The organism is Bathymodiolus thermophilus thioautotrophic gill symbiont, assembly GCF_003711265.1.
In the GTDB taxonomy this organism is placed as follows: Bacteria; Pseudomonadota; Gammaproteobacteria; order PS1; family Pseudothioglobaceae; genus Thiodubiliella.
On record NZ_CP024634.1, the window covers coordinates 2,442,126 to 2,468,009 of the forward strand.

Here is a 25,884-nt window from a genome sequence, read left to right on the forward strand (position 1 = left end):
TAATCTTAATTATTATTTTTATGTGTGGAATTGTTGGTGGTATTTATCAAAGCAACATCACATCCCTCTTAGTTGATGGGCTTAAACATCTAGAATATCGAGGTTATGACTCAGCAGGCTTGGTGATATTAACACACAACAATACCCTGCAACGCATCAGAGCAACAGGCAAAGTTACCAATCTTGAAAACAGCATTAATTCAACCGCCATCAATGGCACAATTGGCATCGCCCACACCCGTTGGGCAACCCACGGAAAACCCACCACAAAAAACGCCCACCCACATATTTGCAATGACAATATCGGCGTTGTACATAACGGCATTATTGAAAACTTTTTAGCACTCAAAGCTGAACAACAAGCACACGGCTATAATTTCACCTCAGACACCGATACCGAAGTCATTGCACACGCAATCCATCACGCATTAAAAAACTGCAACACCTTATTAGAAGCCGTGCAAAAAGCCATTACCTCATTTGAAGGCACATACAGCATTGGTGTCATCTCCCCAGCAAACCCGGAACATATTATTGCTGCCAAAAGTGGCTCACCTTTGGTGATTGGACTAAGCAATCAAGGCAATTTTATCGCCTCAGACCAAATGGCACTATTGAGCATTACCAATCAATTTATCTTTTTAGAAGAAGGCGATATTGCCGACATCACACTAGATTCTGTTACTATTTTTGACAAAAATGGCACACAAGTAAAGCGCAAAACCAAAACCTCAAAACTCACACAAGGGGAAATTTCAAAAGGCGACTATGCGCACTATATGCAAAAAGAAATTTTTGAACAACCTCAAGCCATCGCCGATACCTTAGAATCTCGCATTACCAAAAATAAAGTGCTAGTATCAGCATTTGGATATAACGCAGAAACAATATTCAAAAAAGTCGAACGCATACAAATTATCGCTTGTGGCACGAGTTACAATGCAGGCTTAGTGGCCAAATATTGGCTCGAAGACATCGCCAAAATACCCGCCCACATTGAAGTGGCAAGCGAATATCGCTATCGCAACCCCCTCATTTTAGACAACACCTTATTTGTTACCATTTCCCAAAGTGGCGAAACAGCCGACACCCTAGCAGCACTTAAAGCAGTCAAAGAACGCAACAACAACATCCACTCCCTTGCCATCTGCAACAGCGCCGAATCAAGTCTAACCCGTGAATCAGAACTCACCTTCCTCACCCACGCTGGCATAGAAATCGGTGTCGCCAGCACCAAAGCATTCACCACACAATTGGTCGCATTAGCACTACTGTCCGTTGCCATCGGCAAATGTCGCCAGCAAATATCCACAAAACAAGAAACCATCATTGTAAATGGATTAAAACGCCTACCCAATCTAATCGCAAAAACCTTAAAACAAGAGCCACAAATTATCACACTAGCCAAAACCTTTAAAGACAAATTTAACGCCCTATTCCTCGGCAGAGGCGCCATGCACGCCATCGCCATGGAAGGCGCACTCAAACTCAAAGAAATTAGTTACATCCACGCCGAAGCCTACCCCGCTGGCGAACTCAAACACGGCCCCATTGCCCTAATCGACAAAGACACACCCGTCATTGCCATCGCCCCAAATGACGAACTACTAGACAAATTAAAATCCAACTTACAAGAAGTTAAATCCCGTGGCTCACAAATGATCGTCTTCGAAGACGAAGCCTCAAATGTAGAACCCATGGAAGGCATGAACATCATCCCCACCACCCACAATCTAGGACGCATCACCGCACCAATCATCTTCACCATCCCCCTGCAATTATTAAGTTACCATGTCGCCCTTATCAAAGGTACAGATGTAGATCAACCTCGTAATTTAGCCAAATCAGTAACTGTGGAGTGAGGCTGATTTGGGTAGAACTTTATCGAGTTTGTCGTTATATTTAAGTAAACTTTTTTGATAGCTTGTTAGGGCTTTGATGTAGTCTAATTCAACATCGCATTTTTCTTGATAAGCATCAATCAAGGTTGTGATAGGAACGGATTTATTGAGGTAACTTGTGTGTGCCAAATTGGATTCGTCGTTTACATTGGTGATTAATTTTTGGTATTCGTTGAGTGATTTTTTTGCCAAATGTAATTCAACAATTAACGCTTGTGCGTCTGAAAAAATATCTTTTAATTTATTGTTGTAATCTATGTCGAGTTTCCGCAAATTTAAGTGCGTTATTCGAATGTTTTTTTTATTATTAATGTCAGTGCCAATTGGCATGGAAAAATTAAGTCTAGTAGTATAAAGGACGCTCGTACTCTTGTAATCGGTGGTCATTGTATTGCCTTTGTTATTATTCACTTCGGCACTGATATTAAAATCTAATTGATAAAGAGATTGATTGCTATGATATTCTAAATCAATTTTTTTTAAGCGCTTATCAATCTCAATTTTTAACAAATTTCGTACATTTTTTTGTAAATATTGTGTCAGATTGGGCATGATTTCTGGGTGTTTATTGATATCTATATTTGGACTTTTGGTCCATAAACTTGAATCATTTAACATGCTAACTAGCACCTTTTTTAAAGACTGCAACTTGCTATCATTGCTTAAAATATCTTGATTTGCCAATAAAATAGCGGTATTTAATTTTGATTCATCTGTCGCTTCGTTAACTTTAATCGCCTGCAATCTGCTTTTGTAATCTCGATAAATGTCAGCATTTTTTTGATGAAAATTCCAGGCAATATACTGCTTTAAACGACCAACTAAAAATTTCTCTTGAGCGTCGCTAAAATCAAGCATCTCACGCTCTAAATCCAAAACATCACGACGATAAGTCTTTAAACTTAATGCATTGCCATCATGCTGTAACAAAGGGTATTTATAACTAACCTTGTAAGTATTGTCAGAAGTAGTAACATTGTATTCGTTGCTTATTTTATCTTGCTTATAGCGTGTTATATCGGTATCTGGAATTGAGTGCGTGGCTTTGAGTGTCAAACTAGAAGGGTTGGATAAAAATCGTTTTTTAATGCCAACACTGATTTCTTGGGTGTCTTTGAGACGATGTTTTTCATAAGCTTTCTTAGAGGTGGTATCTTTTTCTATATCATAATAACTACTTGATAATGATGCGGTTAAAGCAGTAGCCCAATTTGAATAACTTGCTCTACTCGTTTCTAATTCCATTTGCTTAATCGTTACATAAATTTGATCTTTTTCAAAATTCGTATCTTGGCTTATTACTTTTTCGATAAATTCTTGTTCAGTTAGTGCCAATGCGTTGATGGCAAATAAAAGTAAGAAAGCACAAAAGTTATTCCTCATTTTCTTATTCCCTTATAGACAAGATAATTAATAGATAGTCCACTAATTGCTAGATCAAAATCACGCATTAATTTAACAAAAGAATAATTAAGCGCTTGACAGATTTGATAAACTTCCACAAAATCGATAAGACGATCGCCATTTTCATATTTACTCACAAAAGATTGTGGTTTTTGCAACTTCATGGCTAACTGAATTTGCGTTACTTTTTGCATCTTTCGGGCATCAATCAACAATCTTCTTAAAATTATTCGCTGTCCATCGTGTGGATTTCTTTTACTCATTTTCTTTATTCTAACTTAGAATAAAAATTATCCCTTTATGGGATAAAAATCTATTCTCTAACTATTTGATTTATGTTAAATCAGGGTGAGACCTTTGTATAAATATGGATGATTAGCAAAATTCAATTTTTGCCCAATTTGGTGATTTTCTTAAACCTTGTCCTAGCAGGGCTAAGGCTGGGTTTAAAAAATTACCAAGTGGGTGAAACGAGGATTCTTGATGATTATTTATATTTATACAAAGGTCTCAGGGTATAACTTTTATGACGAAAAAAATTTTGATGCAAAAAAAGTGTTTGCCTCCACAAAACCTTTAACACTACCACAATCAAAGCGTGTGCCTTGGAATTGATAAGCAATGACTTTACCTTGTTTGGCAAGTGTTAGTAGTGCGTCGGTGATTTGAATTTCGCCATTTTTATCAGGTTGAGTGGTTTCTAATACGGCAAAAATCTCATGAGTGAGAATATAACGACCTACAATAGATAGGTTGGTTGGTGCTTCTGCTGGGGTGGGTTTTTCTACCATGTTATGCACACGATAGGCATTTTTTGAATCTGGTAATAATTCACCGTCAATTACACCATATTTGTCTACTGCATGCATTGGCACTGCTTCAATTGCCACGATACAACAATCGGGGTGTTGGGCGTGTAATTTGGTCATTTGTAGCAATACTGAATCGTCATCATTGGTGCATAAATCATCGGGCAAAATTACTGCAAATGGTTCGTGGCCAATTAGCGCTTTTCCTGTGTAAATAGCATGTCCCAAGCCTTGCATTTGCTGTTGCTCAATATAGGTGAAATTACATTGCTGGATAATGTGGTTCACTTCATCCAGCAAAGGCGCCTTAGGGGTGTCTTGGATGCTGGCTTCAATCTCTGGGTGTGGTTGAAAATGTGCCTTAATTGCTTGTTTGTGCTTACTTGTTACCATTGCCATTGTGTTGATGCCTGCACTCATTGCCTCTTCTACGCCATATTGTATCAGTGGCTTGGTAAGAATGGGCAACATTTCCTTAGGAATAGCCTTAGTAGCAGGCAAAAATCGTGTGCCGTAACCTGCAACTGGGAAAAGACATTTATTGATAACAGGCATTATTTAATCCTTTAGAAGCCTTTGTATAAATAGACGATTAGCAAAATTCAATTTGTTTCCACTTGTCGATTTCTCCAAGCCCTGCCCTAGCAAGGCTATCTTCCTAGAGGACTGTTGGGTGTTGCTGGAAAAATTGCTAAGTGGGTAAAAAGTGGATTTTTGATGATTATTCATATTATGTAAAGGTCTCCTTTAGGCTTTCTTTGAGAATAATTTTACCTTTTTCTACACCGGGTTGATTGTAGGTATTAATTTGCAAAAATTGCCCGATAGTAGAAACCAATAATTGATAACTAAACATCAATTTAGCAATATTATACTCATCCACCGTAGAGACTGTAATCACATCGCAAGGGATGTCTTCTTGGTCTTTAACAGATTGAATAGTGGCGTCGGCTTGCTTATTTAAAAGGTCGTTAAAACTTAATCCTTCGGCATATTCCAAACCTAGATTTTCACTAGATTTTGGAATAATAGTGTCGTCTTTCAAGTCGGCAATTTTAATAAAAGTAACAGTTTTATCACGCACACCATCAATAATAAGTTGCAAAAAACTGTGCTGGTCAATGGGGCCGATTAAAGCAATTGGCGTTAGCGCTTGTCGGGTTTTGTTGATATTAAGTTTACCCAAACTCTCTGCCCAAAGTTGCACATACCATTTATTAAAGCCTTCAAGTGCTGAGGAATAAGAGAAAATCGCATTAATATTAAAACGCCCTTTGTTTTCCACCAAAAATCGTGCTTTGCTAATAATCGGCTGATAATAATCCTGTTGTATAAAAAAACTATCCGACACACGCCTAGCACCATTCAACAAATTGTCAATATCCACACCTACCATCGCAAGTGGCACTAAACCGACTACGCTAAAGACTGAAAAACGCCCACCAATATTTGCAGATAATTCAAAGGTAGTAATATGATTATCCTGAGCAAACTTGCTTAATCCAGTTTTTGCCTCAGAAATGATGGTGCAATTATCGCTATTAATCTCAATCAAAGCCCTTAAATACTTAAACAAACTAATGGTTTCGATAGTGTCGCCTGATTTTGAAATTACCACAAAATGTGCATTCTTAATATCAAGTTTGGCTAAACAATGATTGATTTTAAGCGGGTCAACCGTCTCTAAAAAAACCAAATCTTTTTGATAATGATTTGCTGGTAACAAAAATTCATAAATTGCCTTAGCGCCCAAACTCGACCCGCCAATGCCCAGAACAACAATATGCTGCTGGGTAACTGTCTCAACATACGCCTTAATTTTACTGGTATCTTGATAAGGCAAATCATAATAGCCAACGGTTGCGCGTTCGTCTTTAATACGCTTAAAAATATTGTCATTAGAGCGGATTTGATAAAAATTTTTGTTATATTCCATTGACGCATTATATATCCGTCACCAATAAATATATGATTTTTTAACTCTGCATAAATATAGATGAGGTTGGTAAAGTTCAATTTATACCTACTTAGTAGTTTATTTAAACCTTGCCCTATAGAGAGTAAAGCTGGATTTACCCCTCCTAGAAGGCTGCTTAGTGTCACTGGAAAAATTGCCAAATGTAAAAATAGATTTTTTTTTGACAAAATTCATACTTGTGCAAAGATTTTATGTGTTAGAATATTCGAAAGATTTAATCTAACCTTTAGATCTTGAACACCTTAATACCATTAATATAGATACATAGACCCACCTTCTTCAAGGTGGAGCGCATTAAAATCAGTCCCTATAATTGGACAGAGATTTAGATTGTTGTAACACGAATTTACATAATTTTTGTAATGAAGGAAAACAATGGGAGCTACAAAGTCAAGTATTTTAAGTTTGTTATTTTTCGGCAGTTTTACTGTGTTAGCCACTACTGAATGTGTGGATACATCAGGGGGGATTATTCTAAATTCTTCCGAGGATGAGAGCGGGGCATCATGCAAATGCACACTCGGATATAGCGGAACTCTTAACAAAGAAAGCGAAAGTAAATTTTCAGGTACATGCACCCTTATCCCAGATTCCAAAGGCGTATCGTCGTCCTCTTGGGTTATTCCTGGTGTCATACTGGGGGTTACAGGACCGCTATTGTTACCACTGTTGCCATTGGTGGTGGCTACTACATCTATAGAGGTAGCATGGCAGCGATAACGGAAGCGGCGGGAATGGCAAGGAACATAACTCGTGAAGAATTCATACATTACCTACATACCAATGATGAGATTGACTCTCAGGCTTCAGAGGAGGATATCGATTCTATATTTGACAAAATGGGCACTATAACTCGTGAAGAATTCATGGAGGAGTTACGCACTGATGGTATGGATTCTGTATTTAACGAAGTGCGCTCTGATTTTGATTCTGCTAATTCCACAGGGGAAGACTTTGAACTAAATATGACAGCGGAAGGGTATGCAACAGACGCCCCTATGAACGAACTTTTAATTAAAGACGATTTAGTTACTGAGTCGCCTGCAGGTGATCCAGACTCTTCATGGTTAAACTCTCAAACTGAAGGTAATTCAGGCGAAGAAATAAATTTAGAGGAACTTGGTGAGCAAGTGAAAAGTGTTAGAGAGAATGTTATGGAAGAAGCGAATTTAGAGGAAGCGAGTGGCGGAGGGGAAGAGATGGAAATGGGCGTATATTTTGAAGAGCAATTGGTCTCTGATCTTAGTATTCCTGGTATTACTAACACAAGTACCTTTATCGAGGATCCTGAACTCGAGGGCTTAGAGAGGTGGGAAGGAGAAGAATGCATCATATAAACAAAAAAATAACACGGATTTAATTAGGCCATTATGTTTAAAAAGCCTAATCTTTTGAAAATTACAATGTAATTCTAATTTTTTAACAAAGATAGTTTTGCTATCTATACAGAGATTAATTATGCAAACAGTTAAGACACTAATTATTGGTTTATTTATTTATGGATTGTCAGGTATTGGTATATCGGCATTCTCTTTTGACAACATAACACCTCAACCTAAAGCATCTGCACCAGCAACTTTAGACAACAACCCCGATACCAGCGCACTTTCTAAAATTGCGTCCAAGGCATTTGTGTCAAGTATGTTTAAAAACCGTGATATATATGTAGAATTCCTTAAACATTTACATACATCGTTATCGCTTAAAGACAACTTCAAGGATCTTAACGATTTTTTAAGCGCAAGGTGTCGTAATGAATGCGATGTAAAGTCAATTTCTGCCGTACTTGAAAAATTAAGAGCTGCAAATTTGTTTTTTTGGATTGGAAAATACCGCACCAATTTGACATTTAATAATAGAGGTCAAACATTCACAGTTTTTATAACGAATGGCTCTGAGGTCGAAAACGATGGTAAAGTTGTGGATGGCTCTGTATTTATAAACAATATACCCATTTATAGTGCCACATTTAAAAATAGGCAATTAACTTGGGACTACGACACCAACTTGATATTGTCTAACAAATCCAAAGGTAATCTCACTTTTTCCGATGTTCTTACTAAAGATTCATATGAAGGTCGTAGTTTTTTAGGTACATTGATGGTTAACAGTAAGATTACAGGAAAGGAGGAAACACATAAATTTATAGGTTTTTCTCGTGTTCAGATGCCAACTAAATTATCAGCAAAAAGAAAAGATAGTTTAAAAGGTAAGTCAGGAAGTAAATCGGGGAGTGGATCGGGGAGTGATTCAGGAAGTGATTCAGGAAGTGATTCAGAAAATGGATCAGAAAGTGGCTCAGGAAATAATTCGGAAAATAATTCAGCTATCAACCACTATCAAACAAAAGCAATGAAGGTTAGTACAATTGATTATAAAACCCAAATTTTCGGCTCACAAGTATGGACTGTTGAAAATATGCATCATTTCCCAACCGAACTTATGACTGGTGTTTTTACTGGGGACAACGATGATATTAAATATTATGAATGGGCCTCTGCCATGAATACAGAAGTCACAGAAGCCTCACAAGGCATCTGTGCAAAAGGTTGGCACATTCCAACAGATGCAGATTGGAAAGAGTTAGAAAATTACTTTCAAATGAGTAAAGTCCATCAAAATAAAAACAATGCTTATCGTGGCAAAGATCAGGCCAGCATGCTCCATCAAGGTCGTTTTAATGCTGAATTATTAGGATTTTTCAAACACAATAGTTTACAAGAAAAAGGTAAAGAAGTTTACTTCGCCAGCTCTAGCAAATCCATAAAAGGGCATTTTACTGGCCGTAAAATCTCAACTGTGCCTACCTCTAATGCGCGCTTTGTATTGATTAAGCAAGTTACTCTTGGAAAAATGGCAATAGGCGAAGTAGAAGTGATGTATCGGGGTAAAAACATTGCGTTGTATAAAAAAACAACCTCTCAAGAGGCGAGTATGAATTCCAAGTCTTTTGTTTGGGCAAAAGGAAATGCCATCATTGATGGCAAAACAAGCACTGGCTTATTAAGTGCGGATAATTCAAATAACAAATGGATAGTCATTGATTTGGGTTCAGAATATAAAATTGACAGCATTAAAATTAAAGATTTAATTCATGATTCTAAGCGTATTTCAGCCAAAGAATTGGCTATTTTTACCTCTAAAAAAGCAATAAATTTTCGAAAAACATTACAAGAACTTAGAGATGACCCTGAGGTTGAGAATGTTGGAATTAGCATCATGAGGCCTTCAACCGATCCTGATCATAATTTTATCATTAGCGCCATAACACTAGATTTATGGCGTGGCGACATAGACAACACTATTGGCTCTAGTGTGCGCTGTATTCAAAACGACACTATTCCAAATTTGGCTGCCACCAGTATTGAAAACAATATCCAGATTGGCAAACCAATAGAACCCCCTATCAGGATTTCGAATTTTACATCGGGAGGGGTTGACAGTTGGTCAATCAGTCCAGCACTTGATAATGGCTTGGTGTTTGGCACTAAAACAGGTGTAATCTCAGGCACTCCTAACAAACTTCAAAGCAGAACAAAATATAAGATTACTGCTACCAATGGCGAAGGCACAAGTACTATTGTTGTGTATATTACGATTTTACCAATATTGATTAATAAGATTGAAATATCAGGTAAGGATGTTTTGAAAATTGGCGAAACCACTCAACTTAGCGCCATTATTAGCCCTAGCAACGCAAACAACCAAACCCTTTCATGGTTCACAGATAAAGTAGCAAGTATTGATAAAACGGGTAAAGTTACTGGACTTGAAGAAGGAATTGCCAGCATCAGAGCGGTTTCCAGTAGCGGTCTTGTCGTTGGCAGATTTGAAATATTGGTTGTTGATTCGCAAACCGTTGTTGTGGATAAAAAATCTTATAAAATTGTTTTATCCCAAGCAACAGGGAAAGCTTGGCTGGATAGAAACTTAGGCGCATCTCGCGCTTGTAAAACTGTATCTGATGTTGCTTGCTATGGCGATCTATATCAATGGGGTAGAGGCAATGATGGGCATCAATCCAGAGGAAATGTAAAAAAAACCACAGTTTTGGCAAGTAGCATCACCCCTGACAATGGCAGTTTTATAACCAGTAACACACCCTACGCTGGTGCTGATTTTCACAACCACACAAGCGCCAATGTCCTCATTGGCTCAGATTGGACAGCAGATGGTGTTGACCAATCAGGTAGAAAAAGAGTAGCGGCTTGGCTCGGAACTGGCGTTAACAATATTTGCCCAATAGGATTTAGAGTGCCAACTGCTTATGAATTAAAGACTGAATTTGGTTCAGTTTTTAGAAAATATAGGGATACGCCCAACATGAATACCCTATGGCGATTGCCATTAAGTGGCAATCGCAATGCTCAGGGCAAGTTAGAAAATCTTGGTAACAAAGGTTTTTACTGGGCTAAAAATTCTGTTAATCTAACTTCTAATCTATATACTTCCAATGGTCTTGAAGTTGATAGTTCTAACAATCTTTCTATCCTAAAAGAAAAGCGCATTCAAGGCTTTAGTGTGCGTTGTATAGAAAATATTACTGATGCGCCAATTATTATGCCTAGTGTTGAACAGTTAAGCGCGAGTATTGGCGAAAACATTACACCAATTACCTTTGCTAATTTTGGTGCTGATGCCTCCCAATGGCTCATCAATCCAATGCCTAATAATGGACTGTCTTTTGACAATCATACTGGCACAATTTCAGGCAATCCAAACAAAAAAACACCAGAAATTTACTACCATGTTACTGCCGTTAATGATTCTGGTACAGACACTGCAGTGGTTCGCATTACTGTGAATTCTGTTGCCGTACCTGTTACCAGTATTCAACTTAGTCATAACACCATACAAATAGATGGTAAGAATATTCTAAAAGTAGGGGAGACTATCCAACTTAGTGCTGGTATTACACCTGGTAACGCCACTATTCAGGATGTTTTGTGGACAGTAAAATCTAATCATGCAACCATTTCTGGAACGCAAGGCGTAGCCACTCTTACAGGTGTTAGCATTGGTGTGGCAGAAGTTCATGCCACTTCTCTAGACGGAGAATATGTGGTTGCTAAACTCACTGTCCATATTATTGACACAGTATTTAAGGGGAAAATTTACAACAAAGTTATTTCGCCAGCCACTGGACGAGTTTGGCTGGATAGAAATCTAGGTGCAAGTCAAGTTTGCGTTGATGACAAAGGTAGTGAATGTTATGGCGGTTTGTATCAATTTGGACGACCCATGGACGATCATCAGCGGCGCATAAATACAAATATTCAGCGTAAACAAGCACAAACTATTAAGCCGAATGAAGACACATTTTTCACAAACATAAATGAAGCTGAGGTTATAGACACCCCTCCTAAGAAAAAGTTAAAGGTGAGTACGATTTGGGGTGACATTGGAGATAAAATTGAAGATGTAACTATACGGCCAATTGGAGTAGCAGCTTCTGCAGTTGGTAAAATAGCTGATAAAATAATTCATACGGGAACTGATGCAGCTAAAGTGGTAATTCATGCGGGAACTGATGCAGCTAAAGTGGCAATTCATGCGGGAGCTTCTGCGCTCGGTTCAATAGCCCATGCGGGAGCCTCTATGTTCGGTTCAATATTTGGCTCGAGTAAGAGCGATAAAGAGAAAAAGGAAGAAGAGAGAAAGGAAAAAGCGGAGAGGGAGAAAGAAAGAGTGGAGAAAGAGAAGGAAAGAGTGAGGGAAGAGAAGGAAAGAGTGGAGAGGGAAAAGGAGAGGGAAAGAGTAGAGAAGGAGAAGGCAAGGGAAAAAGCAAAGAAAGAAAAGGAAAAGGAGCGGCAGGCGATTCTAGCTCAATATGCAAATCCTCCACAAAAATACGATTGGACAGTGGCTGATAAAACAGGCAGTTCTCGCGTTCAATTTTGGTCTAACGATAGTGGTAACGGCATTTGCCCAGTTGGCTTTAGAGTGCCCAGCATAGGCGAACTAAATGCTGAAATGGATTACTTCCCAGAATCTGGCGGAGTCATGGCACTTAAAAGTTTCTTAAAATTACCAGCAGCAGGCAAACGCCAATTGTATGATGGCGTTATAAAGGGTGAAGGGATTGAAGGATATTACTGGAGTAACACATCACTTGAATCTCATCACACGCAAAGTTTAGTTTTCTCCCCAGCCAGTATGAGGGTCTCTAATAATTTCAATGAAAATGCAAATTTAGGAAAATCTCCTGCCAGAATGCACACAGCCAATGCTAATGGTTATAGCATTCGTTGTATAAGTTCAAAAATTACAGGAGGAATGGAAATAAAAGGCATTAAATACAAAACCGTTCGAATTGGCAAGCAAGTATGGACAGCTGAAAATATGCGTCATGTGAGTGGTAAAAATACTTTTTTCACAAACTTTGACAACGGCGTATATTCCTATAAGGACAAACTAAGTAATGATAAGGAATATGGGAAATACTACACTTGGTCTGCTGCCATGAAGGGTGCCACTAAAGAAGGCGCACAAGGCATTTGTGCACCAGGCTGGCACATTCCAACAGCTTACGATTGGAAGGTATTGCAAAGGTATCTAGGTATGGATACTGCTGACTTAAATAAGAATGGCGTCTGGATCGGCAATGACCAAGGTACACAACTCAAAGTAGGAGGTGCTAGTGGGTTTGAGGCAGTTATGACAGGTGTCACTGTGCTTCAGAAGATAAATAATATAGTACCCATAAATTCTAATCCTTACGATAATAATGGCATACTCAATGGTGGTATAGTGAGTGGCATAGGCATATCAAATTCTGGACCGTTTAATAATATTGGCTTCTACAACGACTCCATATTTTCTAATATTCCTCCACATGTTGTTACAACCAATATTAAACGAGACAGAACCTATTTTTGGTCCTCTTCTAGCCATTCTGGAGTGGCTTGGAGCATGGGGTTAGACCGATCAAAACCTACAGTCTATTATGGGAATACTGTTAAAAGTAATGCCCTCAGCGTGCGCTGTATTAAGAATAATAAAGTGCCAACATATAAAAAAGGAATGGAAATAGAAAGTATTAAATACAAAACCGTTCAAATTGGCAAGCAAGTATGGACAGCTGAAAATATGCGTCATGTGAGTGGTAAAAATACTTTTTCCACAAACTTTGACAACGGCATATATTCCTATAAGGACAAACTAAGTAATGATAAAGAATATGGGAAATACTACACTTGGTCTGCTGCCATGAAGGGTGCCACTAAAGAAGGCGCACAAGGCATTTGTGCACCAGGCTGGCATATTCCAACAGCTTACGATTGGAAGGTATTGCAAAGGTATCTAGGTATGGATACTGCTGACTTAAATAAGAATGGCGTCTGGATCGGCAATGACCAAGGTACACAACTCAAAGTAGGAGGTGCTAGTGGGTTTGAGGCAGTTATGACAGGTGTCACTGTGCTTAATATAGTACCCATAAATCCTAATCCTTACTATAACAAAGACATATTCAATGGTGGCATAGCGAATGGCTTAGGGATGGAGGATCATGGGCTGTTCCATGGTGGCATAGTAAGTGACATAGGCATAGTATCAAATCCTAAACCGTTTGATATTTATGACTTACTTAATAATATTGCTCAACCTGATTCTACAATCAATATTGAGCAAGACAGAACCTATTTTTGGTCCTCTTCTAGCCATTCTGGAGTGGCTTTGAGCATGGGGTTAGACCGATCAAAACCTACAGTCTATTATGGGAATACTGTTAAAAGTAATGCCCTCAGCGTGCGCTGTATTAAAAATAGTAAAGCATCGAAAAAAGCAGATATGATTTCGAAAATGACAAATATAGCATTGAACAAGCCCACTGCACAATCTTCTACCTTTGCTACCGCTGCCAGTAGTCGAGCTGTTGATGGTAACACCAATGGCGACTATTTTCATAATAGCGTTTCTAGCACTCAACCTGAGTTAATAAATCCTTGGTGGCATGTTGACTTGCAGAAAAAATCTTATATTGCAAAAATTAATATCTTTAATCGAACCGACTGTTGTAAAGATAGGTTAGGGAATTATCGAGTTACTATTGCCGACGATGCTAGTTTTACTCAGGTTAAGTATGTCAATGAATTTTATACCGCCCCTAATCCACAAGCAACAATTGACTTATCTGCATACGATGTGACGGGTCGTTATATTAAAGTTGAGGCACTTAAAGTTATTGGCGAGACGGCATATTTATCTTTAGCAGAGGTTCAAGTAATAGGTGCCCCCGCTCCTGATTAGGGTGAATAATATTTAGTTTTTGAAATCAGTATTACCTGTAATTTACAATATAAGACAAATTACAGGTATTAAGAAGTATATTTACATTTAAAAAATATAGGACATTTTATGATATTAACAAAATTTAATTTTTTAACACTAATTTTTAGTGCCTTATTAACATTTAATATTAATGCTGGCACATGTACGCCATTAGAGGATGATGAACTTGATGAACAAATATCGCAACAAGAAAGTGGATCATTCACTGAAGACAGCGTTCCCACAGAAAGTGAATATGTTGCTAGTGTTGATGAGAACATCAGCGAGGTGTCGATAGAAACATCTACATTCCTAGAAGACGGTGTCTTGGAGGCGGCTGAACTAATAACCTTAGAAGAGGCCGCTCTAGCTCTTGGTGTTATTGGCATAGTTGCATTAGCGGGATTCGTGTCTTACAATGTTTTAAAAATCTGGCTCAACCCTTATGCAACAACTGATCAAAAAGTAGAATCGACAATTGCCCAAATTCCATTCGTAGGCATGGTCGCAGCCTTTTATTATGAGAAGTACAAGTATTCTAAGAAACAAGAGAAAGTTTATGTTACATTAATAAATACTTCTAATGAATCTCACTATGCCATTAATAACCTAGAGGTTACCGATCTAAAGGCATATGTATTGAAAATTGAAGAGTGGCTCACAAAAGCAATAAATGGCACAACTATTACGGCAATTCTGGAGAATGTTAACAAAAAATTACTCCGTGATTATGCAAAACAGTATTTGTCATCTGTTAAAAAAATAGGAGATTCTTTACCAAGGATATATGCAAAACAATGGATGAAAGCCTCTCCAGATTTTATCAAGTTAGATGTTGCCCTTAAAAAGGCAACTGCAGGTGAAGAAAACACCCTACCCAGTATCATTTCTAGTCAGACACTCACACTTTGTGGCATTAATGATACAACTAATTTTCTAAATTTTACCAACAAATCTTCCAATCAAATAAAAAGATGTTTAGGGGGTATTTTTTACGATTATAGAGCCCATTTTAACGCCTACTCTTTAGATGATACAATTACAATCAGTGTTCCCGATCGCAAGCACAAGCAAGCTTCTTATAGTTCTTATAAGGAGGTCGTTAAAAATGTAACCTTTCGTGACCTTCTAACATCTTATGCAAAAACTTATAATCATTTTTTAAGCAATACCAAGATCAGTTATGCCAATAGTATTTATCAAAACAAAGCAAAGGTAGAAAGAATGGTTTGCCTTAAACAAAAAACTGATGGGGAGAATTTTTTACTAAAGGCGCGAGCAGGAGCGCTAAACTTGGCAAAAAAGAGGTTTGAAAAAAAGAATAATGTTAACAAATATGGGCAAAGTTTGAACAATGTTTGCTGGCAGCAATTTAACCAAAGTCCTGATTCGCACTATTATTGCAAAGCATACCTTAAGTATGATTCACTTAAGGACGCCTCTATTGCTCCTGCATTAGCAAAAATAAACGCTTTGCAGGTAGTAATAGAGAATGCATATAATAATTGCCTTGAAGGAGGCACCATCAATACTGATACCGATCCTCATAAGGAATTTATCTATGCTTTGAATCATGATCGTTTTTATCCTATGCTTGATGAAGACAATGTCGCCAAGTTATTTGTTAATGTGTTTCGTGGCATTAAATCAAACCTCATGCTCTCTGTTGCAGGGTATTCCAAAATCTTTTACGAAAACAAAAAACAAAAATAATAGGTGGTGGGCTCAACTCTATAAGCACAACTGCTGTTTAAAAAAAATAAGTTCTCTGAAAGTTTATGTATCTTATTTGTCAAAACTTAACTTTGACAAAGCGTACCGTTGCGTTATGCCATTTTTGAAGATGGCATGAGGCTTCTGCAAGGCAAGGAGTATTAGCATAAGCCCATATAATTGAACAGAGATTAAAAAATTGCAATCAAGGAGAACAAATGAGCGCTATAAAATCAAGTATTTTGAGTTTACTACTTTTCAGCAGTTTTACTGTGTTAGCCACTACTGAATGTATGGATACAGCGGGGAAGATTATTCTAAATTCTTCCGAGGATGAAAGCGGGGCATCATGCAAATGCATACTCGGATATAGCGGGACTCTTATTAAAGAAAGTGAAGATAAGTTTTTAGGTACATGCACTCTTATCCAAGACTCCAAAGGTGTATCGTCATATTCTTGGGTTATTCCTATTGCCGTACTGATGCCTGCAGTTGCTATTGATTTTGGCATGTTCTACTACGCTTATACAATCGCTGGAATGCCGAATATAACTCGTGAAGAACTTTTTCGTCATCTGCGTCTTTATAATGAGGTTGATATCTCGGGGGCAGATTCTCAAACTTTAGGAGAGGGTACTGATTCTGTATTTAACGAAGTGCGCTCTAATTTTGACCCCTCTGATTCCACAGAAGGAGACTTTGAATTAAATATGACAGCGGAAGGGTATGAGATAAATATCCCCATGAACGAACTTTTAATTAAAGAAGATTTACCTGTAACACCTCCAGGTGAACCTCCAGTTACTGAGTTACCTAATTCAACAACCCTCTCGCCTACAGGTGATCCAGATTCTCCAAGGTTCAGCCCTCAAACTGAAGGTAGTTCAGACGAAGGAATAAATTTAGAGGGATTTAGTGAGCAAGTGAAAAATGTTAGAGAGAATATTATGGAAGAGGCCAATTTAGAGGAAACGAGTAGCGGAGGGGAAGAGGTGAGCGCATATTTTGAAGGGCAAACAATCTCTAATCCTAGTATTCCTGATATCGCTCCCACAGATACCCTTGTCAATAATATAGAAGAGTGGGAGGAAGATACAAACTTAGGTTGTAAGTAGCATCTTAAATTTAAAGCAAGTAGTTAAAGATGCTATGTGAAACCTTTGCATAAATATGGATGATTAGAAAAATTCAATTTTTGCCTACTTGGTGATTTTCTTAAACCTTGTCCTAACAGAACTAAGGCTGGGTTTAAAAAATTACCAAGTGGGTGAAAAGTGGATTCTTAATGATTATTTATATTTATGCAAAGGTCTATATATTAGTAACGCCATTTTCAAAAATAAAATGAATCATATAGTGCCAATACTTGGGATGAGGATGGACGCCAGATTGTTTGGTTTATTTTTAAAAATGGTATTATGCAAAAGTCTCCCTATATTTATTCAGTCAGATTACCCCACTACTGCCACTATCACGCTATAATTTAACACCTATGAGCAATAACACATCAAACGACAAGCCTGTAATAAATTTTATTCGCCATCAAATTAATGATGATTTGGCATTAAATTTACACAAATCTATTCAAACGCGTTTCCCGCCTGAGCCAAATGGCTATTTGCATATTGGTCATGCGAAATCTATTTGCCTTAATTTTGCTTTGGCACAAGATTATAACGGCAAATGTAATTTGCGTTTTGATGACACCAATCCTGTCAAAGAAGATTTGGCATTTATTGAATCTATCAAAAGTGATGTGCAATGGCTAGGCTTTAATTGGGATGGTGAAATTCGATACAGTTCACATTACTTTCCAAAATTTTATGACTATGCAATTGAACTCATTAACAAAGAGTTGGCGTATGTGTGCTTTTTAAATGCAGAAGAAACACGCACTTATCGTGGCACACTCAAAGAAGCAGGTAAAGATAGCCCTTATCGCAACACGCCAAAAGCAGAAAACTTAGCCCTACTTGCACAAATGAAAGAGGGTAAATTCTCCGAAGGTGAATGCGTATTGCGTGCCAAAATTGATATGTCGTCATCATTTATGTGTATGCGTGACCCAGCACTTTACCGCATTCGTTTTGACAAGCATCATCAAACTGGAAACGAATGGCGCATTTATCCAATGTATGATTTTGCTCATTGTATTTCAGATGCAATTGAGGGGGTTACCCACTCGCTTTGCACATTAGAATTTCAGGACAATCGCCGTTTATACGACTGGATATTGGAAAATTTAGACGAGTTCAACAAGCCAAATCGCCCACATCAATATGAATTTTCACGCCTAAATCTTGAATATACGGTAATGAGCAAGCGCAAATTACAACAATTGGTGGCACATAATTTGGTATCTGGCTGGGACGACCCACGCATGCCAACCCTTTCAGGTTTGCGTCGTCGTGGTTATACCGCTGCCAGTATTCGTAATTTTGTTGACAAAATCGGCATCTCAAAAGTAGACAGCATGACTGATATGGCAATTTTAGAAGCCTCTATACGCGATGATCTTAATGTTATTGCGCCTCGCACTATGGGCGTGATTGACCCCATTAAAATCATCATTGAAAATTACCCTGAAGGGAAAATTGAAACACTTCAAGCACCTATTCACCCACAAAATGAAGATATGGGTAAGCGTGAAATTTTCTTCTCCAGAGAGCTGTATATTGACAGAGCAGATTTTGAAGAAATAGCGCCAAATAAGAAGTTTAAACGCCTAGCCATTGATAAAGAAGTGCGTTTGCGTAATGCTTATGTCATTAATGCCACCACCTTTGACACCGATTTTGATGGCAATATAACCACCGTATATGCCACTTATGACCCAGACACTTTGGGCAAAAATCCTACTGATGGTCGCAAAATAAAAGGGGTGATTCATTTTGTTGAAGCCAGCAAAGCACTCAGGGCAGAATTTAGATTATATGACAGATTATTCACCCTCGAAAATCCAGGTAAAAACGACCACTTTGAGCAATTACTCAACCCAGAATCTCTGGTAACCACTTATGGTATCGTTGAGCCGAGTATGCAAGATGCCAAGCCTGAGCAGGCTTATCAATTTGAGCGTGAAGGCTATTTTTGTAGAGACAGTCAAACCGAAAATTTGGTGTTTAATAAAACAGTTAGCCTGCGTGACACTTGGGGAAAATAGGTTTAAACGCATGCTGAGGCTCTGGCAATGCGTTAATTTGAGACCCTTATGCAAAGGTCTCAAATTATTATAAAAAAATCTGCTGCAAATCATTTAAAAAATCAAAGCCTTTTTCTGTAGCCCTAATATTGCCCTTTTGTTCTAATAACCCCAGTTCAAAGGCTTTTTGCAATGGTTCTTTGATATTGTCAAGCGTCAATCCTGTTCTTTGCACAAATAAATCAGGCGCAAAGCCTGCTTTCAGCCTTAATGCATTTAACATAAATTCAAAACTAGATTGCGTTACAGGAGTTGTCTTATGCTGATTATTTTGCATAAAATCCACTGGTGATTTTGATTGCAGAGTGCGGATAATTTCATCATCCAAGGTAATCTTTCCATGTGCGCCAGCGCCAATCCCTAAATAATCGCCAAATTGCCAATAATTTACATTGTGTTTTGCAGGTCGCTGTGAAAATGCCGAAATCTCGTATTGAGGAAACCCTGCCTGCACTAATAATTGATGTGCTTGTTCTTGTATTTCCCAATTCGTTTCTTGTGAAAGTGTGGGTGGGTATTTGGCAAAAAAAGTATTCGGCTCAATCGTAAGTTGATAAAAAGACAGGTGCGCTGGATTGAGCGCAATGGCTTGCTTTACATCACTCAAACATTCGGCAACACTTTGATTTTCAAAACCAAACATCAGATCAATATTAATATTGTCAAAACCACACGCCTGCGCCCCTTGCACTGTTTCAACTGCTTGTTGTGCAGAATGTATTCTGCCTAAATTTTGCAAATGCGTGTCATTAAAAGATTGCACGCCAATTGACAAGCGATTGACACCCATTGCTCTAAAAGCGCTAAATTTTTCCTTGTCACTTGCCCCAGGATTGGCCTCTAGCGTGATTTCAATATCTTTGGCAAAAACCAACCTTTCTTGCAATCCTAAAAACAATTCCTCCATCGCATCAATAGCACACAAACTAGGCGTGCCACCACCAATAAAAATCGTTTGTATTTCTCGATTTTGCACCAAATTTTCTTGCAATTGATTGTCTAAATCTGCCAACACAGCTTGCATATAAGCCTTGTCATTATCCCCTTGTTGCTGGTGTGAATTAAAATCACAATAGGGACATTTTTTCACACACCAAGGATAGTGAATATAAAGTGAAAGTGGCGGTAAAGTCATAGTTTGGCAAGCAAATCTTGCATGGCTACAGCACGATGTGAGATGGTATTTTTCACAGATGCTTCCAATTCTGCTGAAGATTTTTCTAAAGTGGGCAGATAGAAAATAGCATCGTAACCAAAACCATTTTCCCCTCGCCTTTGCTCTAAAATCTCACCATGCCATTTGCCAATAGCAATAACAGGCGTAGGGTCATTGGCATGCTCAACAAAAACGATAGCACAATAAAAATAAGCACTTCTGTCTTTAACACTGTCCATATTTTTCAGCAACTTATCAATATTTTGCTCATCATTGCCACCACTGTATCGTGCTGAATAAATCCCCGGCTCTCCATTTAATGCTGCCACATTCAAACCAGAATCATCTGCCAAGGCTGGCAGACCCGATTGTTCAGAAGCATTACGCGCTTTAATGAGCGCATTTTCCACAAAGGTCAATCCAGTTTCAGGCACTTCTTTAACGCTCATATCGCCCATAGACACAACTTCATAAGCACCTTTGAGCATAAAGTTAAATTCTTTAATTTTTCCTTGGTTGTTGCTGGCTAAGATTATTTTTCTCATAGTATAATATTTAACAATTAATTTATTAGGGAATATCATGACACAAGATGAAATGAAACAAGCGGTAGCCATTGAAGCATTAAACTATGTCGTCGAAGACACTATTATAGGTGTTGGCACGGGTTCGACAGCTAATTTTTTTATTGATGCTTTGGCAACGATGAAAGACAAAATAAAAGGCACAGTTGCCAGTTCTGAGGCAACAGCACAACGATTGCAATCACATGGCATCGAAGTATTTGATTTAAATGATGTGGAAAAACTATCGGTTTATATTGATGGTGCTGATGAATCAGACGACGGACTTAATCTGATTAAAGGCGGTGGCGGTGCATTGACGCGTGAAAAAATTGTGGCCGCAGTAGCAGATAAATTTATTTGCATCGCTGATGAATCTAAGTTGGTTAATGTGATGGGCAAATTTCCACTGCCTGTAGAAGTCATCCCGATGAGTGCAAATTATGTCAGTCGTGAAATTAGCAAAAGAATTGGTGGTACAGTAAAACTCAGAGAATTTACCACCGATAATGGCAATTTAATCTTAGATATAAGTAACTTAAAAATTACCGACCCAAAAGGCTTGGAAATGGAATTAAATAGTATTGTTGGGGTAGTTACCAATGGCTTATTTGCCAATAGTCCTGCGGATGTTTTACTGCTCGGTACACCTAATGGTGTTCGCGTGGTAACGGCTTAGTTTTCATACAAGTCTAGCGTCTGTTGTAAACGGCTAATATTGGCATTAATAATGTCATATAAATCTTGAGAATTGGTCAGCGCTCTTGCACGCTGATAATGTTTAATCGCCTTATTAAGCCTACCTTGCGTGACCAGTGCTTTGGCACTTTGAATATGTGAGCGTCCAATGTTGCCTTGCTTTAAATACAACAACGCCAAAAGTTCATAAGACTCATAATTGCCTTGATAGGTACGCAAAAAAGGTTTTAACACAGCAATGCCTGCACGCATTTGCTGGTTATCCAAATACGCCTTAGCGGCATAATAAACGCTTGCCTCGTCTTCTTCAGTGCCATGATTTTTATTAAAATATTGTTGTGACAATGCGACATCGCCTAGTTTTGCGGCAATACGCCCTGCCAAAATATTACTGGATTTATCACTATTAAGTGGCAATAATTTATCTATATAACGCTTGGCACTTTGATAATTCTGTTTGTCAAATGCCTGATATGCTTGCATATAATAAGTAATTGCCTTATCTTTTTGCAATTCAATCTGCTGGTTTTCTTGGTAATATAATTTAGCCTTAATCGTTGCATATTCAAAAGAACTTTTTCTCTTACTCTTTGGAGCACGAGCCGAACGCTGCAAACTATCAGCAATGCGATTAATGCTCAGTGGATGAGATTGTAAAAACTCTTGGGCATTGCCACTGTCTTTTAATTTTTTAAAGAAATTCGCCATACCTTGCGGGTCGAATCCAGACTTCTGCAACATTGTTGAGCCAATCCGATCCGCCTCCCATTCATGCTCACGAGTAAAATTAATATTTTGCTGCAAAGTGCCAGCAATAGTAGAAGTGAGAATAGCCTCTGATGCTTGCCCATTTTTAGTCAATACCGCCGCTACAACGCCTGCCAATAATAAATAATTCTGCTTATTTGCTTTTTCAGAAAATCGCACCAAATGATTTTGAGTAACATGTGATATTTCATGCGAAAGCACGCCTGCTAATTCAGATTCAGAATCCGAACTCAACAACATACCTGTATGCACGCCAATATAGCCATACGGACCCGCAAATGCATTGATACTATTGTCTTTTAAAAAGAAAAAGTCAAAATGTTTGCGTGGATTTTTACTATAAATAACCAAATTATGGCCCAGTTTTTTTAAATAAGTAGCCGACTCAATGTCGGAAACAACCGAATTTCCTCCCCAAATTAATTGCAAAAACTCCCTACCCTGCTTTTTTTCATCCAAAGACTCTGTCAGTCGAAACTCTGGAACACTAAGTGCAAAAGCAAAAAATGGGATTAAAAACAATATTAAAGAGAAATTCTTATTCATCAGCATATTATATTTGACTATTAAGCCCTGTATAAGATAAAATACTCAAACATATTAGAAGTTTTTTTCTAATTGTATTTAATTTAACAATAAACTATAAGGAGTACCAAAATGGCTGACGAAACTTTAGACGCATCAGGCTTAAACTGCCCATTACCAATTTTAAAAACCAAAAAAGCACTATCCAAAATGGATGCTGGCAAGATACTAGATGTAATCTCAACCGATGCCGGTTCAGTAAAAGACATTGAAGCCTTTTGTAATCAAACAGGCAACAAACTTATTTCAACAGCAGAAGAAGGTGGTAAATATATTTTTACCATTGAAAAAGCCTAAACTCATTATCTCATAGGAGAACACTATGTCAGACAGCAAAAAAATGACCATCATCGCCACTAAAGGCACTTTTGATTGGGCTTTCCCACCTTTCATTATTGCTTCTACTGGTGTTGCAATGGATAAAGAAGTTACTATATTCTTTACCTTTTACGGACTTAATCTTTTATTAAAAGACACCTCCAAATTACGCGTTTCTCCTATGGGTAACCCTGCCATGCCAATGAAACTCCCTATGGGTCCAAAATGGCTACAAAAAATTGATTTTGGCCCTAAAATTCCAAATATCTTTTGGTCTTTACCATTCACAGAACACTTGGCAACTTACTTGATGAAGAAAACCATGAAGAAAAATGGCGTTGCTACATTAAACGAATTGCGCTCCATGTGTCAAGAATTTGATGTTAAATTCATCGCTTGCGAAATGACTGTTGATTTATTTGGCTACAACAAAGACGACTTCATTGATGGCGTTGAATTTGCAGGTGCAGCCACTTATTTTGAGGAATGCAACGGGTCAGATCACAATCTTTATATGTAAAAATATGCTGATGTGTAATAAGAAAAAATAGAAATATGATATTGTTTATAAAGTTGAAAATTTTGAAGATGTTCACTATGGTCTCAAAAAATCCGATGGCTAACACAAAACATGTAAATATTAAAGCAGGTGTTACCAAAATTACTGCGGATTTGGAACTTGTTTTCTAGTTTACAGATATTTAAACTAAACAGAGGAAAGACATAAAAAAATTAATTAGCTCTGTCGCAATACTTGTCCTATTAATAGGAACGCAGGCAACAGCAGGCTGGAGAAATGCTATTGAGTCTGTCACATCAAAGTTAGAGGCCGATGGTAGGACACTTGTTATAGAAGTCAAATTTCTAGATAATGTTAGATGGCTTAATACTTCCGTCCAAGGAGGTAGCTGGATAGTTGTGCAAAATATTCTTAAAATTAATGGCCATTACACTAGAACGATTGCTTCTTTAGGTGCAACACACGGAAAGCATATTACTATTAAGGCCGATGTTCCACACTATTCGAACATTACTATGAGTAAAAGCGATTTGGAGGCTTTCCTAAAAGGGCACTTTATGCTCTCCTCTTCTAGAAGGGTTTTTGATATTACTTACTACAATAAACAAGTAAAAGAAGACCTGTGCATCCTTAAGCTTCCCATAAATAATGTAATGCAAAGTTTTAAGGAGTACAAGAAAGGGAAGTGCGTTTCGAGTTCTTTGTCCTTAAACAACTGGGTATTTGTTAGTGATTTCAACTCTGGCTATAGTCCTGAAGATAATATGGCATTCTTTAGAAATGAATTCTATGGTGCAACTAGAGTTTTAACCCCAGAAACCATTCGCCCTACAGATATTCACGGCAATACAAATACTAATACTATTTTGTCAATGCGCACCTATCATAAATTACTCAAAGTAAATGGATTGTATTTTCCAATAACAGGATTCTTAAACTCTGATGGAAAAAGTATATTTTTTAGTATAGAAAATCTTCCTGAAAGTCCTAATATATCAATATCTTGGGATGATTACTACAAAGTATTTATGCACAGGTTTAGAAAGCCAAACGGCATGCGGGTGGACATTACCAGAGGGGCTAAACAATGTGAGGATGCGGGTGGTGAACATATTAGCCACAACAATACTAGCAATTGGGATAACTGTACAGGCTGGTGGAAGAGGCAATCTACTGAACAGTGGGATAAAGCCAATGATTGGAACAGTATTATTACATCCGCTAACGAAGTTTTGGCAGATAAGTGGATTGTTAATGCCAAAACATTAGTGGCTGAGACACACACATTAGTTGAACCTTACCTATTAGCAGGTAACGATAAGACGATAACCGATCTTAAGAACGGTGTGAAGGATGTGGAATCTGTCTATCATTCTATGGATGAAGATCGAAAATGGATTGCAGAGAATGCTAATTCTAAAACATCGGAGTATGACGCTGAGCGTAATAATATTTTGCAAATTTTAGAAGAGATAAAATCCGCCTTCAATACAAAATGCTCTACTGATACTGTTAAGGGCTATTGGAAATACCCAGTAATTAAAGGCTTAAACTATGTTAGAAGCATTTGCGACCAACTCCCTCCTAGATCTACTAATAATAAAGGTGCGTTTTCTTGTAGTGCCGGAGAGACAGTTGCTTTCTACCTGGGAATAATAAAAGTATATGAAGTAATGTGTGGAGATAAAAGTAATGCACCCACTATAACGCTTATCCCCTCCCTCCCTTAAACACCTTTAAGAAAACTATACCTAAGCATTGAGATGGGGGGGATTGTATCCTCACTCGGTATAACAAAGGTGGATAACACCAACTAAAAAGAGGTTTTTTGTTGCCTTAGGCTTCCCTCTAAGCCCCCCTTAATTGAGGGTTTAGAGGTGTAAACTATAGGGTCTATTAACATCTATTCTATAATTTTGTGCTGGTATAAAACACCAGGGGAGCAAATAATGAAAAATTTAAATACATAGTCAACCCTTAAAAACCCCAAACCCCAC

General features: G+C 37.9%; 18 protein-coding genes. 10 read left to right on the forward strand and 8 right to left on the reverse strand.

Annotation, left to right across the window (positions count from 1 at the left end):
* Positions 1 to 20 precede the first annotated feature (20 nt).
* The gene (gene glmS, locus MS2017_RS08795; protein ID WP_122951943.1) at positions 21 to 1,862 is read left to right on the forward strand and encodes a glutamine--fructose-6-phosphate transaminase (isomerizing); all 1,842 of its coding nucleotides are present in this window, start codon (positions 21 to 23) and stop codon (positions 1,860 to 1,862) included.
* Here the strand turns inward: glmS and MS2017_RS08800 are convergent.
* The 5 genes from MS2017_RS08800 to MS2017_RS08815 all read right to left on the reverse strand — a co-directional run bounded on the left by MS2017_RS08800 (position 1,845) and on the right by MS2017_RS08815 (position 6,050).
* Entirely contained in the window at positions 1,845 to 3,284 is a 1,440-nt protein-coding gene (locus MS2017_RS08800) for a TolC family protein (protein WP_122951944.1), read from the reverse strand. The two genes, glmS and MS2017_RS08800, sit on opposite strands and share 18 nt — an antisense overlap.
* The gene (locus MS2017_RS08805; RefSeq protein ID WP_071564862.1) at positions 3,281 to 3,568 is read right to left on the reverse strand and encodes a helix-turn-helix domain-containing protein; all 288 of its coding nucleotides are present in this window, start codon (positions 3,566 to 3,568) and stop codon (positions 3,281 to 3,283) included. The genes MS2017_RS08800 and MS2017_RS08805 overlap by 4 nt, the downstream gene beginning before the upstream one ends.
* A gap of 261 nt (positions 3,569 to 3,829) precedes the next feature.
* Positions 3,830 to 4,669: a UTP--glucose-1-phosphate uridylyltransferase GalU gene (galU, locus tag MS2017_RS08810; RefSeq protein WP_122951945.1), complete on the reverse strand. Its 840-nt coding sequence runs from the start codon at positions 4,667 to 4,669 to the stop codon at positions 3,830 to 3,832.
* A gap of 3 nt (positions 4,670 to 4,672) precedes the next feature.
* Positions 4,673 to 4,843, reverse strand: a complete 171-nt coding sequence (locus MS2017_RS11510; RefSeq protein WP_164707683.1) for a hypothetical protein — start codon at positions 4,841 to 4,843, stop codon at positions 4,673 to 4,675.
* A gap of 1 nt (position 4,844) precedes the next feature.
* Positions 4,845 to 6,050 (reverse strand): glucose-6-phosphate isomerase, encoded by a 1,206-nt coding sequence (locus tag MS2017_RS08815; RefSeq protein ID WP_071564864.1) that lies wholly within the window; start codon positions 6,048 to 6,050, stop codon positions 4,845 to 4,847.
* Positions 6,051 to 6,799: 749 nt separating this feature from the next.
* On the opposite strand from MS2017_RS08815, the gene MS2017_RS08825 reads away from it, so the two are divergent.
* The 5 genes from MS2017_RS08825 to MS2017_RS08850 all read left to right on the forward strand — a co-directional run bounded on the left by MS2017_RS08825 (position 6,800) and on the right by MS2017_RS08850 (position 19,239).
* Positions 6,800 to 7,429 carry an EF-hand domain-containing protein gene (locus MS2017_RS08825; protein ID WP_122951947.1) on the forward strand — a complete coding sequence of 210 codons (630 nt, stop codon included), beginning with the start codon at positions 6,800 to 6,802 and terminating at the stop codon, positions 7,427 to 7,429.
* A 121-nt stretch (positions 7,430 to 7,550) separates the two neighbouring features.
* Positions 7,551 to 14,342: an FISUMP domain-containing protein gene (locus MS2017_RS08830; protein ID WP_122951948.1), complete on the forward strand. Its 6,792-nt coding sequence runs from the start codon at positions 7,551 to 7,553 to the stop codon at positions 14,340 to 14,342.
* Between the two features lie 108 nt (positions 14,343 to 14,450).
* Positions 14,451 to 16,076: a hypothetical protein gene (locus tag MS2017_RS08835; protein WP_122951949.1), complete on the forward strand. Its 1,626-nt coding sequence runs from the start codon at positions 14,451 to 14,453 to the stop codon at positions 16,074 to 16,076.
* A gap of 218 nt (positions 16,077 to 16,294) precedes the next feature.
* Positions 16,295 to 17,191, forward strand: a complete 897-nt coding sequence (locus MS2017_RS08840; RefSeq protein ID WP_122951950.1) for a hypothetical protein — start codon at positions 16,295 to 16,297, stop codon at positions 17,189 to 17,191.
* Positions 17,192 to 17,568: 377 nt separating this feature from the next.
* The gene (locus tag MS2017_RS08850; RefSeq protein WP_122951952.1) at positions 17,569 to 19,239 is read left to right on the forward strand and encodes a glutamine--tRNA ligase/YqeY domain fusion protein; all 1,671 of its coding nucleotides are present in this window, start codon (positions 17,569 to 17,571) and stop codon (positions 19,237 to 19,239) included.
* 67 nt (positions 19,240 to 19,306) lie between these two features.
* On the opposite strand, the gene hemW is transcribed toward MS2017_RS08850, so the two are convergent.
* Together hemW and rdgB are read right to left on the reverse strand one after the other, a co-directional pair.
* Positions 19,307 to 20,413 (reverse strand): radical SAM family heme chaperone HemW, encoded by a 1,107-nt coding sequence (gene hemW / locus MS2017_RS08855; protein WP_071565056.1) that lies wholly within the window; start codon positions 20,411 to 20,413, stop codon positions 19,307 to 19,309.
* Entirely contained in the window at positions 20,410 to 20,979 is a 570-nt protein-coding gene (gene rdgB, locus MS2017_RS08860; RefSeq protein ID WP_122952253.1) for an RdgB/HAM1 family non-canonical purine NTP pyrophosphatase, read from the reverse strand. The genes hemW and rdgB overlap by 4 nt, the downstream gene beginning before the upstream one ends.
* 37 nt (positions 20,980 to 21,016) lie before the next feature.
* On the opposite strand from rdgB, the gene rpiA reads away from it, so the two are divergent.
* Positions 21,017 to 21,676, forward strand: a complete 660-nt coding sequence (gene rpiA, locus MS2017_RS08865; RefSeq protein WP_122951953.1) for a ribose-5-phosphate isomerase RpiA — start codon at positions 21,017 to 21,019, stop codon at positions 21,674 to 21,676.
* On the opposite strand, the gene MS2017_RS08870 is transcribed toward rpiA, so the two are convergent.
* Complete coding sequence (locus tag MS2017_RS08870) at positions 21,673 to 23,010, reverse strand: M48 family metalloprotease (RefSeq protein WP_164707684.1); 1,338 nt, start codon at positions 23,008 to 23,010, stop codon at positions 21,673 to 21,675. The genes rpiA and MS2017_RS08870 overlap by 4 nt on opposite strands.
* Before the next feature lie 111 nt (positions 23,011 to 23,121).
* On the opposite strand from MS2017_RS08870, the gene MS2017_RS08875 reads away from it, so the two are divergent.
* From MS2017_RS08875 to MS2017_RS08885, 3 genes are all read left to right on the forward strand, one after another.
* The gene (locus MS2017_RS08875) at positions 23,122 to 23,346 is read left to right on the forward strand and encodes a sulfurtransferase TusA family protein (RefSeq protein ID WP_071565052.1); all 225 of its coding nucleotides are present in this window, start codon (positions 23,122 to 23,124) and stop codon (positions 23,344 to 23,346) included.
* Between the two features lie 25 nt (positions 23,347 to 23,371).
* On the forward strand, positions 23,372 to 23,887 hold the full coding sequence (locus MS2017_RS08880; protein ID WP_071565051.1) for a DsrE/DsrF/DrsH-like family protein: 516 nt from the start codon (positions 23,372 to 23,374) through the stop codon (positions 23,885 to 23,887).
* 764 nt (positions 23,888 to 24,651) lie between these two features.
* The gene (locus MS2017_RS08885; RefSeq protein ID WP_164707685.1) at positions 24,652 to 25,617 is read left to right on the forward strand and encodes a hypothetical protein; all 966 of its coding nucleotides are present in this window, start codon (positions 24,652 to 24,654) and stop codon (positions 25,615 to 25,617) included.
* The last annotated feature ends 267 nt before the right edge of the window (positions 25,618 to 25,884 follow it).